Genomic DNA, 12,955 nt, shown 5'->3' with positions numbered 1-12,955 from the left:
TTAGACATCAGCAGCGGGACCGCCGATCGGTGTTTCCGGGCGCTCGCCCTGCACCGCCGGAGGCGTACCAGGAGTCCCCGTACCACCGGTCCAATCCCGTGGCTCACGGGGCGGCCGACCCGACATGATGTCATCGATCTGTTCGGCATCGATGGTTTCGTACTTCATCAGGGCATCCGCCATGGCATCGAGCTTGTCACGGTTGTCCGTGAGGATCTGCTTCGCGGTGCCGTAGCACTGGTCGATGATGCTGCGCACTTCGGAGTCGATCAGCTTGGCCGTCTCACCGGAGAAACTTGCATGCTGGCCGCCGCCGCCACGGCCGAGGAACACTTCGCCTTCTTCTTCGGCATACATCAACGGACCGAGCTTCTCGGAAAGACCCCACTTGGTCACCATGTTCCGTGCAATCTGGCTGGCGCGCATGATGTCGTTCGACGCACCGGTGGTGACACCGTCGAAGCCCAACGTCATTTCTTCGGCGATACGACCACCGTAGAGCGAACAGATCTGGCTGATCAGCGCCCGCTTGGACAGGCTGTAGCGATCTTCTTCCGGCAGGAACATGGTCACACCCAGCGCACGACCGCGGGGAATGATCGACACCTTGTAGACCGGATCATGCTCCGGCACGACGCGCCCGACGATGGCGTGACCCGCCTCGTGGTAAGCCGTGTTCTGCTTTTCCTTCTCCGACATGACCATGGATTTGCGCTCGGCGCCCATCATGATCTTGTCTTTGGCCAGTTCGAACTCTTTCATCTCCACGACGCGCTTACCAGCGCGAGCGGCGAACAGCGACGCTTCGTTGACCAGGTTCGCCAGGTCGGCACCGGAGAAACCCGGTGTGCCGCGAGCGATGACCGCTGGCGCGACATCGTCACCCATCGGCACTTTACGCATGTGGACCTTGAGGATCTGCTCACGACCGCGGATATCCGGCAGCCCCACCACGACCTGACGGTCGAAGCGGCCCGGACGCAGCAGTGCAGGGTCGAGCACGTCTGGACGGTTGGTGGCAGCAATGACGATGATGCCGTCATTCATTTCGAAACCATCCATCTCCACCAGCAACTGGTTGAGGGTCTGCTCACGCTCGTCATGACCGCCGCCCATGCCGGCGCCACGGTGGCGACCGACAGCGTCGATTTCGTCGATGAAGATGATGCAGGGCGCGTGTTTCTTGGCCTGCTCGAACATGTCGCGAACACGGCTGGCGCCTACGCCCACGAACATTTCAACGAAGTCAGAACCGGAAATAGTGAAGAACGGTACCTTCGCTTCGCCGGCAATGGCCTTGGCCAGCAGGGTCTTACCGGTACCCGGTGGGCCGACCATCAGCACACCGCGGGGGATACGACCGCCCAGGCGCTGGAATTTACCCGGATCGCGCAGGAATTCGACCAGCTCGCCCACTTCTTCCTTGGCTTCGTCGCAACCTGCGACGTCGGCCAGGGTGGTCTTCACCTGGTCTTCGGAAAGCAGCCTAGCCTTGCTCTTGCCGAAACTCATCGGGCCGCCCTTGCCGCCGGCACCACCCTGCATCTGGCGCATGAAGAACATGAACACCGCGATGATCACCAGGATCGGGAAGCTGGCCACGAGGAGCTGGGTCCAGATACTTTGTTGCTCAGGCTGCTTGCCTTCGACCACGACATGGTTATCCACCAGGTCGCCGATCAGACCATTGTCCTGGATGGCCGGACGAATGGTCTTGAAGTTGTCGCCATCGGTACGCTTGCCGGTGATGACATAGCCATCGACGGCAACGCGCTCGACCTTGCCATCCTTGACCTGCTGAATGAAGTCGGAATAGTTGAGGGTCTGCGGCTCGTTAGGGCTGGAGAAGTTGTTCATCACGGTCACAAGGACAGCGGCGATGATCAACCACAGGATCAGATTCTTTGCCATATCGTTCAATTAACTACCCTCTGAAGCTGGCTCCGCTATCGGTGCGAGCTTCGCATGATATTCACCGGCCTAACTTACTACATTACCTACGACTCTGGCAGGCGCCGTCTGTAACCCTTTGTGAAACCTGCCGCATCATTTTCGGTATACGGCGTTTGCAAGGCGAAACAAAAAAAACTATCGGCGTCTTTCAAAGACGCTCATCACTGCCCGAACCTTCTCCTCCGCGAAAACCTCGCGCCAACAGATACTGTTCGCGGGAGCGGTCACGGGACGACAATGGCTTGCGCATCTGCACCTTGTCGAACAGTTTGCGGATGCCCTTGTGGTATTCGTCGAAGCCCTCCCCCTGGAAGACCTTGATCAGAAAATCACCGCCCGGACGCAGAACCCGCCCGGCAAGATCCAGGGCCAGCTCGCTGAGAAACATCGCACGAGGCATGTCGACAGCCGCTAATCCACTCATATTGGGGGCCATATCGGAAATCACAAGGTCAACCTGTGTATTTCCGACAGCCTCCAGGATATTTGCCAGGACGGCGTCTTCCGTGAAATCACCCTGGATGAAGGTCACATCGGGGATGCTGTCCATTTCCAGGATGTCGGAAGCGATCAATCGTCCTTGACCACCGATCAGACGACTGGTCACCTGGGACCACCCGCCCGGCGCGGCGCCGAGGTCGATTACGGTCATGCCGGGACGGATCAAACGATCCTTTTCCTGGATCTCGAGCAATTTATAGCTGGCACGAGAACGATAGCCGTCCTTCTGCGCCATCTTGACGTATGGATCGTTGAAATGCTCTTTGAGCCAGTTCAGGCTAGTCTTGGAACGGGCCACAGGCCACCTCTACATAAAACGGGTCGTGATTAAGTGGGCGGTCCCGGACTCGCTCGGGTAAACTGGCCGCCGCTTTTTACAAGATCAGACGCAGGGGTCAGATTATGCCGCTCACTCAAGAGCAGAAGAAACAATACAAATCCATTGGCCACCACCTGAAACCGGTTCTGATTGTGGCGGACAACGGCTTGACTGAAGGTGTACTGGCCGAGCTGGAGCGCGCATTGAGCGATCACGAGCTGATCAAGATCAAGCTCAACATCCTCGACCGCGAAGCCCGCCTGGCTGCCATCGCAGAACTGTGCAAGACCGGCAAGGCGGACCTGGTACAGGTCATCGGTAAGATGGCATTGCTTTATCGCAAGAACTTCAGCGTCAACAAGCAGCTGTCGAACGTTCACCGCTTCAAATAATGCCAAAGGGTCAGGGGTGCGCTTCGCGCGCCCCGCCACTCCATCCAGGCACCGGCTGCAACACCAGCACCAACCCGGAAAGCCCCAGCACCACGTAGCTGAACACCCGCCATTGGCTTGCGTCCGGCCAGCCGAGACTCACCGCCAGAAACATTCCGCAGGCATACAACGACATCAGCAGCAATTGCCCACGAATGTCGCGCCATAGGCTGGCACGGCCCTCGGCCTGAACCAGCACCAAAACCTGGAATGTCACACAGACCGCTGAAAACGCCATCATCAGCGCCGTCAGCATGCCCACAATTTCGTCGATCAGCAGCGGTGCCAGGCCGATTCGGCCCAGCACCGGCAGCAGACCGATGTGCAGCAGCCAAAGGCCGCCGACCCACAGCATCTGGGCAAGCTGCCAGAGCATGGCGCCCGCACGCAGCGGGCGCCTTCGTTCAGACGTGGCGGACTTCGACAATCTCATACTCGATGACGCCACCGGGCGTCTTCACTGCCACCACATCGCCCTCTTCCTTGGCAATCAAGGCACGAGCGATCGGTGAACCGACGGAAATCTTGCCCAGCTTGATGTCAGCTTCATCCTCACCCACGATCTGGTAAGTGACGCTTTCATCTGTCTCGACGTTGGCGATTTCCACGGTGGTGCCGAAGATCACCTTGCCGGTGTGGGGGATGGTGGTGACGTCAATGATCACTGCGTTCTGCATGCGACCTTCAATGTCACGCACCCGCGCCTCGACCATGCCCTGCTCTTCACGAGCGGCATGGTATTCGGCGTTTTCCTTGAGATCGCCCAGCTCACGCGCTTCACCAATGGCCTGGCTCAAGCGCGGGCGCTCGACCTTGGTCAGGAAAGCGTGCTCTTCTTCCAGGGCCTTCGCGCCCTGAACAGTCATCGGGTACTTGGTTATGCTCATGCCTTCAATCCTGCATGTAGATCCTGCAAGCGACGGACGGTCTTCTCGGGACCGAACTTGAGCGCTTCGCAGATCGCTTCGCCCGCAGCAATGGTGGTGGTGCAGTAGATCTTGTGCTGCAGCGCATTGCGACGAATGGAGTAGGAGTCGGCGATCGACTGACGGCCTTCAGTGGTGTTGATGATCAGCGTGACTTCGTCATTCTTGATCATGTCGACCACATGCGGACGCCCTTCAGTCACCTTGTTCACGCGGCGCACTTTCAGGCCCGCCGCCTCGATCAGCCTGGCGGTACCGGCAGTGGCGACCACTTCGAAACCCAAGTTGATCAGATCACGGGCCACGCCTGCAACCAGTGGCTTGTCGTCATCACGCACGCTGATGAACGCCGTGCCGCCAGTCGGCAGGACTTCGCTGGCGCCCATCTGGGCCTTGGCGAAAGCTTCGCCAAAGGTGTCGCCAACGCCCATCACTTCACCGGTGGACTTCATCTCCGGGCCGAGGATCGGATCGACGCCAGGGAACTTGGCGAATGGGAACACGGCTTCTTTCACGCTGTAGAAGTTCGGAATGATCTCCTTGGTGAAGTTCAGTTCCGCCAGGGTCTTACCGGCCATCACGCGGGCAGCGATCATTGCCAGGGAAACACCGATGCACTTGGAGACGAACGGCACGGTCCGGGAAGCGCGCGGGTTCACTTCGATGACGTAGATGTCTTCGCCCTGAAGCGCCAACTGCACGTTCATCAGGCCGACCACACCCAGTTCCAGGGCCATTTTCTTGACCTGCTCGCGCATCTCGTCCTGGATGTGCGCCGGCAGCGAGTAAGGTGGCAGCGAGCATGCGGAGTCACCGGAGTGAACACCGGCCTGCTCGATGTGCTGCATGATCGCGCCGATCACCACGTCCTTGCCGTCGCAGACCGCATCCACGTCCATCTCGATGGCGCAGTTGAGGAAGTGGTCCAGCAGCACCGGGCTGTCGTTGGACACCTGGACCGCTTCACGCAGGTAGCGCTTGAGTTCTTCTTCCTGGTAGACGATTTCCATTGCGCGGCCGCCCAGTACATAGGACGGACGCACCACCAACGGATAACCGATCTTGGCGGCGGCACGAATCGCTTCGTCTTCGCTGCGCACAGTGGCGTTTGGCGGCTGACGCAGGTTCAGGCGCTCGACCATCTGCTGGAAGCGCTCACGGTCTTCGGCGCGGTCGATGGCGTCCGGGCTGGTACCGATGATCGGTACGCCAGCGGCTTCCAGGGCACGCGCCAGTTTCAACGGAGTCTGGCCGCCGTACTGGACGATCACGCCTTTCGGCTTCTCGACACGAACGATTTCCAGCACGTCTTCCAGCGTCACTGGTTCGAAGTACAGACGATCGGAGGTGTCATAGTCGGTGGACACGGTTTCCGGGTTGCAGTTGACCATGATGGTCTCGTACCCGTCGTCGCGCAGGGCCAGTGCGGCGTGTACGCAGCAGTAGTCGAACTCGATGCCCTGGCCGATGCGGTTGGGACCGCCGCCCAGGATCATGATCTTGTCGCGCGTCGATGGCGCGGCTTCGCACTCTTCTTCGTACGTGGAGTACAGGTAGGCAGTGTCGGTGGCGAACTCGGCCGCGCAGGTGTCGACGCGCTTGTAGACCGGGAACACTTCCAGCTTGTGGCGATGAGCGCGCAGGCTCTTCTCGGTCACACCCAGCAATTTGGCCAGGCGCTGGTCCGAGAAGCCCTTGCGCTTGAGGCGGAACATCATGTCGCGGTCGATGCTGGACATGCCCAGGGTCTTGACCTTCTCCTCTTCCTTGATCAGATCTTCGATCTGCACCAGGAACCAAGGGTCGATCATGTTCATGCCGAAGATCTGCTCCACGGTCATGCCGGCACGGAAGGCATCGGCCACGTACCAGATGCGCTCGGCGCCCGGTACGGTCAGCTCGCGCTTGAGCTCGCTCATGCTTTCCGGGTTGCTCAGGTCCAGCTTCGGATCGAGGCCGCAGACACCCACTTCCAGACCGCGAAGGGCTTTCTGCAGAGACTCCTGGAAGGTCCGGCCGATGGCCATGACTTCACCGACCGACTTCATCTGGGTGGTCAGGCGGGCGTCGGCCTTGGCGAATTTTTCGAAGGCAAAGCGTGGCAGCTTGGTGACGACGTAGTCGATGGACGGCTCGAAGGACGCCGGGGTCTTGCCACCGGTGATGTCGTTCGACAGCTCGTCCAGGGTATAACCCACGGCCAGCTTGGCGGCGACCTTGGCAATCGGGAAACCGGTGGCTTTCGAAGCCAGGGCCGACGAACGGGAAACCCGCGGGTTCATCTCGATGACCACCATGCGGCCAGTATCCGGGCAGATGCCGAACTGGACGTTGGAGCCGCCGGTTTCCACGCCGATCTCACGCAATACCGCCAGGGAGGCGTTACGCAGGATCTGGTATTCCTTGTCGGTCAGGGTCTGAGCCGGTGCGACAGTGATCGAGTCACCGGTGTGTACACCCATCGGGTCGAAGTTTTCGATGGAGCAGACGATGATGCAGTTGTCCTTTTTGTCGCGGACAACTTCCATTTCGTATTCTTTCCAGCCGATCAGGGATTCGTCGATCAGCAGTTCCTTGGTCGGCGACAGGTCCAGGCCACGGGCGCAGATTTCTTCGAACTCTTCGCGGTTGTAGGCGATGCCACCACCGGTACCGCCCATGGTGAAGGACGGACGGATGATGCACGGGAAGCCGAGCTTCTCGAGAACCGCGTTGGCCTCTTCCATGCTGTGGGCGATGCCCGAGCGTGGGCATTCCAGGCCGATGGCTTTCATCGCCTTGTCAAAGCGCGAACGATCTTCGGCCTTGTCGATGGTGTCGGCGTTGGCGCCGATCATTTCCACACCGAATTTTTCCAGGACGCCTTCGCGCTCCAGGTCCAGGGCGCAGTTCAGCGCCGTCTGGCCGCCCATGGTCGGCAACAGCGCATCGGGGCGCTCTTTCTCGATGATCTTGGCAACGGTCTGCCACTTGATCGGCTCGATGTAGGTGGCGTCGGCCATGGCCGGGTCGGTCATGATGGTGGCCGGGTTGGAGTTCACCAGGATGACGCGATAACCCTCTTCGCGCAGGGCCTTGCAGGCCTGGGCGCCGGAGTAGTCGAATTCGCAGGCCTGGCCGATCACGATCGGGCCAGCGCCGAGAATCAGGATGCTTTTTATGTCTGTACGTTTTGGCATGGGTTTGTCACTCAAATCCGCAGGTCAGTCGGCTAGGCCGTCGAACAATCTTTGAAGCGCCCGCGGGGGCCGCCGCACTCGGGGCCGCCCTCGGGCTTCACGCGGTCAGCGTCGCTTGGCCATCTCATTGATGAAGCGATCGAACAGCGGCGCCACATCGTTCGGGCCCGGGCTCGCTTCAGGGTGGCCCTGGAAGCTGAACGCGCTCTTGTCGGTGCGCTCGATGCCTTGCAGCGTACCGTCGAACAGCGACTTATGGATCGCGCGCACGTTGGCCGGCAGGGTCGCTTCATCCACTGCGAAGCCGTGGTTCTGACTGGTAATCATCACTACACCGGTGTCCAGGTCCTGGACCGGGTGGTTGGCACCGTGATGACCATGCCCCATTTTCAGGGTCTTGGCGCCCGACGCCAGAGCCAGCAGTTGGTGACCGAGGCAGATGCCGAACACCGGGATCTCGGTTTCCAGCACATCCTTGATCGCCTGGATCGCGTAGTCGCAAGGCTCAGGGTCACCCGGGCCGTTGGACAGGAACACGCCATCGGGGTTGAGGGCCAGCACGTCAGCCGCAGGGGTTTGCGCTGGCACCACGGTCACGCGGCAACCGCGCTCGACCAGCATGCGCAGGATGTTCACCTTGACGCCGTAGTCGTAGGCAACCACGTGATACGGCAGCTCGGACGCTTCGATCGTTGGGTGGCTGTCGGTCTTCAGGTTCCAGACCGAGGAACGCCACTCGTACTGCTTCTGGGTGCTGACGACTTTCGCCAGGTCCATGCCCTTGAGACCCGGGAAACCCTGGGCGGCGGCGATGGCGGCTGCTTCGGAGATATTGTCGCCGGCCATGATGCAGCCGTTCTGCGCACCCTTCTCCCGCAGGATACGGGTCAGGCGACGGGTGTCGATACCAGCGATCGCCACGACGTTGTTGGCTTTCAGGTAATCGGACAGGGACATCGTGTTACGCCAGTTGCTCGCAACCAGCGGCAGGTCGCGGATGACCAGGCCGGCAGCCCAGACGCGGTCGGACTCGGCATCTTCCGGCGTAGTGCCGGTGTTGCCGATGTGCGGATAAGTCAGGGTAACGATTTGCTGGGCGTAGGAAGGATCGGTAAGAATTTCCTGATAGCCGGTCATTGCGGTGTTAAACACCACCTCACCAACGGTCTGACCGTCGGCTCCAATGGCTTCGCCGCGAAAAATGCTGCCATCAGCAAGGGCGAGTATGGCTGGCTTAGTCAAGAAGACCTCCCGTAAATAAAGCCTGAAAGGGCGATCGCAGGTTGTAAAAAAGCGGAGTGACGTATGGACACGTCACCCCGCTTTTTTCACTGAATTATTCTGCGCGCTTTTAGTGGACACACTAAAGCTGTAGCTTACAGAAAAAGGCTTTTTTGGTCCACCGCTAATGAGCCTTAAAGACAGGGGAATGCGACAGGGCGTCGCGAAGCGGTGCAAAACGGGGTCCAGTATACCCTGAACCCCGCTCTCATTGACATCAACGCAGGTCGAGTACGTCCTGCATATCGTACAAACCAGGCTCGCGACCATCCAGCCATAGCGCGGCCCGGACAGCCCCCTTGGCGAAAGTCATCCGACTGGATGCCTTGTGGGTGATCTCCAGGCGCTCGCCCTCGGTGGCGAACAGCACCGTATGATCCCCCACCACATCACCGCCGCGTACCGTGGCGAAACCAATGGTCTCCCGCTCACGGGCACCGGTATGCCCTTCGCGCCCGTACACGGCCACGGCCTGCAGGTCGCGTCCCAGCGCATCGGCAATCACTTCACCCATGCGCAGGGCAGTCCCCGAAGGCGCGTCGATCTTGTGCCGGTGATGCGCCTCGATGATCTCGATATCGGCGTCATCCCCCAGAACCCGAGCGGTCAGGTCCAGCAACTTCAGCGACAGGTTCACACCGACACTGAAGTTCGCCGCGAACACGATCGGAATGTCCTTGCCTGCATCGGCCAGCAACTGCTTCTGCGCAGCGTCCAGCCCCGTGGTGCCGATGACCATGGCCTTGCCGTTCTTGCGGCAGATGGCTAGGTTCTTCAGCATCACTTCCGGCAAGGTGAAATCGATCAGCACATCGAACTCGTCGAGCACTTTTTCCAGGCCACCGGACATCGGCACACCGATGCGTCCCAGCGACGCCAACTCACCCGCATCGGCACCGACCAACGTGCTGTCAGGCCGAACGATGGCAGCCGTCAGGCCGGAGAGCGGCGAGCGCTGCTGCACCGCCTCCACCAACGCCTTGCCCATGCGCCCAGCGGCGCCCATCACAGCTATACGTCGCATGCGACCTCCTTACAGATCGCCGAAGAAGCGCTTCACGCCTTCGAACCAACCGGTGGTTTTCGGCGAGTGGCTGTTGTCGTCCGCCAGCGAACTGCGGAACTCTTCCAGCAACTCACGCTGGCGCCGGCTCAGGTTGACCGGCGTCTCGACCGCAACGCGGCACATCAGGTCACCCGCACCGCCACCGCGCACAGGCGCGACGCCCTTGCCACGGATCCGGAACTGCTTGCCGGTCTGCGTGCCCTCAGGAATCTTCAGCTTCACGCGGCCGTCGAGCGTCGGAATCTCCAGCTCACCACCCAACGCGGCATCGACGAAACCGATCGGCACTTCGCAGAACAGGTGCTTGCCGTCACGCTGGAAAATCGAGTGCTCACGCACGTTGATGACCACATACAGGTCGCCGGTCGGGCCGCCCTGGGCACCCGCCTCGCCTTCGCCGGACAGGCGAATGCGGTCACCGGTATCGACGCCGGCCGGCACTTTCACCGACAAGGTCTTGTATTCCTCAACGCGTCCTTCGCCATGGCAGGAATCGCATGGATCGGAAATGATCTTGCCCTGGCCATGGCAACGCGGGCAGGTCTGCTGCACCGAGAAGAAGCCCTGCTGCATGCGAACCTGACCGATACCGCCGCAGGTCGGGCAAGTGACAGGCGAGGAGCCCTTCTTGGCGCCCGAACCATCACACGGCTTGCAATTGACCAGCGTCGGCACGCGGATATTGACGGTCGTGCCACGCACCGCCTCTTCCAGGTTCAACTCCAGCGTGTAGCGCAAGTCGCTGCCACGCTGGGCGCCACCACGGGCACCGCCGCGACCGCCACCGAAGAAGTCGCTGAACACATCGCCAAAGATGTCGGAGAAGTTCTGGCCGCCAAAACCGGCACCGCCGCCACCCATGCTCGGGTCGACACCGGCATGCCCGTACTGATCGTAAGCCGCGCGCTTGCTGGAGTCGGACAGTACTTCGTAAGCCTCGTTGGCTTCCTTGAACATCTCTTCCGACGCTTTGTCGCCGGGATTACGGTCCGGGTGGTGCTTCATCGCCAGGCGACGATAGGCTTTTTTCAGATCCGCCTCGCTGGCCCCCCGCTCGACACCCAATACTTCGTAGAAATCACGCTTTGCCATTAGTCTTTGCACTCTTATAGGACGTCCGGCAAAGCCCTCCTGAGCCTCGCCCAACTCGTTGAGCCCCATACAGGCCCGGACCCAACCACGTCGATTCAACGATCCTGGTCTAAGGCGTCATACGAAAAGCAGGAGCTTTCCCGATCACGCCACCAGCATCCGAACGCTGTCGCATGCTGTAAAAATTCATGGATTCCAGACACGCCAACGCGGGAGCAAGCTCCCGCGCGGCGACATCCTACCAGCCACCGCACAAACGCAGTCAACCGGCCGACCAACAAGCGATTACTTGTGGTCTTTCACTTCTTCGAACTCAGCGTCGACGACGTCGTCGGCCTTCTCAGCCGATTCGCCTTGTTGCGCGGCGCCTTCAGCTGGCTGAGCCTGTTCGGCGTACATCTTCTGGGCCACTGGCGCGGAGACCTTGGACAGCTCTTCGATCTTCGCTTCGATGGCAGCCTTGTCGTCGCCTTTGACGGCAGCTTCCAGGGCAACCACGGCCGCTTCGATGGCAGTTTTCTCTTCAGCGGTCACTTTTTCGCCAGCATCGGCGATCATCTTGCGAGTCGAGTGCACCAAGGCATCGCCCTGGTTGCGGGCACTGGCCAGCTCTTCGAACTTGCGATCTTCCTCGGCGTTGACTTCAGCATCGCGAACCATTTGCTGAATTTCTTCCTCGGACAGGCCGGAGTTGGCCTTGATCACGATCGACTGAGTCTTGCCGGTGGCCTTGTCTTTCGCGCCGACGTGCAGGATGCCGTTGGCGTCGATGTCGAAGGTCACTTCGATTTGCGGAACGCCACGTGGCGCTGGCGGGATCTCGGCCAGGTCGAACTTGCCCAGGGACTTGTTCTGGGCAGCCTGTTTGCGCTCGCCTTGCAGGACGTGGATGGTCACGGCGCCCTGGTTGTCGTCGGCCGTCGAGAACACCTGGGATTTCTTGGTAGGAATCGTGGTGTTCTTCTCGATCAGCGCGGTCATCACGCCACCCATGGTTTCGATACCCAGGGTCAGCGGGCTGACGTCGAGCAGCAGGACGTCCTTCACATCACCGGCCAGAACGGCGCCCTGGATGGCAGCCCCCATGGCAACGGCTTCGTCAGGGTTCACGTCTTTACGTGCTTCCTTGCCGAAGAAATCGGTCACCAGCTTCTGCACCAGCGGCATACGGGTCTGACCGCCCACCAGAATCACGTCGTTGATCGAGCCAACGTCGATACCGGCGTCTTTCATCGCGATGCGGCAAGGTTCGATGGTGCGCTGAACCAGGTCTTCCACCAGCGCTTCGAGCTTGGCGCGGGAGATTTTCACGTTCAGGTGCTTAGGACCGGTGGCGTCTGCAGTGATGTACGGCAGGTTCACGTCGGTCGACTGGCTCGAGGACAGTTCGATCTTGGCTTTTTCAGCGGCTTCTTTCAGGCGCTGCATGGCCAGCGGGTCACCCTTGAGGTTCATGCCGCTTTCTTTCTTGAACTCGTCGACGAGGTAGTCGATCAGGCGGATGTCGAAGTCTTCACCACCGAGGAACGTGTCGCCGTTGGTAGCCAATACTTCGAACTGGTGCTCGCCATCGACTTCAGCGATTTCGATCACGGAAACGTCGAAAGTACCGCCACCCAGGTCATAAACGATCACGGTGTGATCGCCCTTGGCCTTGTCCATGCCATAGGCCAGGGCAGCCGCGGTCGGTTCGTTGATGATGCGTTTTACATCCAGGCCCGCGATACGGCCGGCGTCTTTGGTCGCCTGGCGCTGGCTATCGTTGAAATAGGCAGGAACGGTAATAACGGCTTCAGTCACCGCTTCGCCGAGGTAATCTTCGGCGGTTTTCTTCATTTTCTTCAGGATTTCAGCCGAGATCTGTGGCGGCGCCATTTTCTGGCCGTTCACTTCAACCCAGGCGTCGCCGTTGTCAGCCTTGGCGATCTTGTAAGGCACCATCTTGATGTCTTTCTGAACGACTTCTTCGTCGAACTTGCGACCGATCAGACGCTTCACCGCATACAGGGTGTTATGCGGATTGGTCACTGCCTGACGCTTGGCCGACTGGCCAACCAGAATCTCGCCATCGTTGGCGTACGCGATGATCGACGGCGTAGTGCGCGCGCCTTCGGCGTTCTCAATCACTTTGGCCTTGCCGTTTTCCAGCACGGAGACGCACGAGTTGGTGGTCCCCAGGTCGATACCGATAATCTTGCCCATGTTAA

Annotated in this window: 10 protein-coding genes; 1 reads left to right on the top strand and 9 read right to left on the bottom strand. The window is 60.1% G+C overall.

Going from position 1 to position 12,955, the window contains the following annotated elements; all coding sequences use genetic code 11:
- Positions 1-1,911, bottom strand: a complete 1,911-nt coding sequence (gene ftsH / locus LOY35_RS03890; protein WP_258630813.1) for an ATP-dependent zinc metalloprotease FtsH — start codon at positions 1,909-1,911, stop codon at positions 1-3.
- A 190-nt stretch (positions 1,912-2,101) separates the two neighbouring features.
- Entirely contained in the window at positions 2,102-2,752 is a 651-nt protein-coding gene (rlmE, locus tag LOY35_RS03885; protein WP_258630811.1) for a 23S rRNA (uridine(2552)-2'-O)-methyltransferase RlmE, read from the bottom strand.
- A gap of 104 nt (positions 2,753-2,856) precedes the next feature.
- Between rlmE and LOY35_RS03880 the strand changes: the two genes are divergently transcribed.
- The gene (locus LOY35_RS03880) at positions 2,857-3,165 is read left to right on the top strand and encodes a YhbY family RNA-binding protein (RefSeq protein ID WP_024779952.1); all 309 of its coding nucleotides are present in this window, start codon (positions 2,857-2,859) and stop codon (positions 3,163-3,165) included.
- A gap of 10 nt (positions 3,166-3,175) precedes the next feature.
- Here the strand turns inward: LOY35_RS03880 and LOY35_RS03875 are convergent, their stop codons facing one another.
- The 7 genes from LOY35_RS03875 to dnaK all read right to left on the bottom strand — a co-directional run bounded on the left by LOY35_RS03875 (position 3,176) and on the right by dnaK (position 12,950).
- Positions 3,176-3,580, bottom strand: a complete 405-nt coding sequence (locus tag LOY35_RS03875; RefSeq protein ID WP_258630809.1) for an MFS transporter — start codon at positions 3,578-3,580, stop codon at positions 3,176-3,178.
- 28 nt (positions 3,581-3,608) lie between these two features.
- Positions 3,609-4,085 (bottom strand): transcription elongation factor GreA, encoded by a 477-nt coding sequence (greA, locus tag LOY35_RS03870; protein WP_024779954.1) that lies wholly within the window; start codon positions 4,083-4,085, stop codon positions 3,609-3,611.
- A 2-nt stretch (positions 4,086-4,087) separates the two neighbouring features.
- Entirely contained in the window at positions 4,088-7,309 is a 3,222-nt protein-coding gene (gene carB, locus LOY35_RS03865; protein ID WP_041024999.1) for a carbamoyl-phosphate synthase large subunit, read from the bottom strand.
- Between the two features lie 105 nt (positions 7,310-7,414).
- Positions 7,415-8,551 (bottom strand): glutamine-hydrolyzing carbamoyl-phosphate synthase small subunit, encoded by a 1,137-nt coding sequence (gene carA, locus LOY35_RS03860; protein ID WP_258630806.1) that lies wholly within the window; start codon positions 8,549-8,551, stop codon positions 7,415-7,417.
- 256 nt (positions 8,552-8,807) lie between these two features.
- Positions 8,808-9,614: a 4-hydroxy-tetrahydrodipicolinate reductase gene (dapB, locus tag LOY35_RS03855; RefSeq protein ID WP_024779957.1), complete on the bottom strand. Its 807-nt coding sequence runs from the start codon at positions 9,612-9,614 to the stop codon at positions 8,808-8,810.
- Positions 9,615-9,623: 9 nt separating this feature from the next.
- Entirely contained in the window at positions 9,624-10,748 is a 1,125-nt protein-coding gene (dnaJ, locus tag LOY35_RS03850; RefSeq protein WP_041025002.1) for a molecular chaperone DnaJ, read from the bottom strand.
- Between the two features lie 285 nt (positions 10,749-11,033).
- Entirely contained in the window at positions 11,034-12,950 is a 1,917-nt protein-coding gene (gene dnaK, locus LOY35_RS03845; protein WP_139648193.1) for a molecular chaperone DnaK, read from the bottom strand.
- Positions 12,951-12,955: the final 5 nt, after the last annotated feature.

Source organism: Pseudomonas sp. B21-028 (assembly GCF_024749045.1).
Lineage (GTDB): Bacteria > Pseudomonadota > Gammaproteobacteria > Pseudomonadales > Pseudomonadaceae > Aquipseudomonas.
This window is presented reverse-complemented; position numbering and strand designations above follow the sequence as displayed.

What these genes read in the sequence shown, in the direction of transcription:
- LOY35_RS03875 (WP_258630809.1), bottom strand. Translation starts at nt 3,580, where the DNA reads ATGCTCTGGCAGCTTGCCCAGATGCTGTGGGTCGGCGGCCTTTGGCTG.
- LOY35_RS03880 (WP_024779952.1), top strand. Translation starts at nt 2,857, where the DNA reads ATGCCGCTCACTCAAGAGCAGAAGAAACAATACAAATCCATTGGCCAC.
- dnaK (WP_139648193.1), bottom strand. Translation starts at nt 12,950, where the DNA reads ATGGGCAAGATTATCGGTATCGACCTGGGGACCACCAACTCGTGCGTC.
- ftsH (WP_258630813.1), bottom strand. Translation starts at nt 1,911, where the DNA reads ATGGCAAAGAATCTGATCCTGTGGTTGATCATCGCCGCTGTCCTTGTG.
- dnaJ (WP_041025002.1), bottom strand. Translation starts at nt 10,748, where the DNA reads ATGGCAAAGCGTGATTTCTACGAAGTATTGGGTGTCGAGCGGGGGGCC.
- dapB (WP_024779957.1), bottom strand. Translation starts at nt 9,614, where the DNA reads ATGCGACGTATAGCTGTGATGGGCGCCGCTGGGCGCATGGGCAAGGCG.
- carB (WP_041024999.1), bottom strand. Translation starts at nt 7,309, where the DNA reads ATGCCAAAACGTACAGACATAAAAAGCATCCTGATTCTCGGCGCTGGC.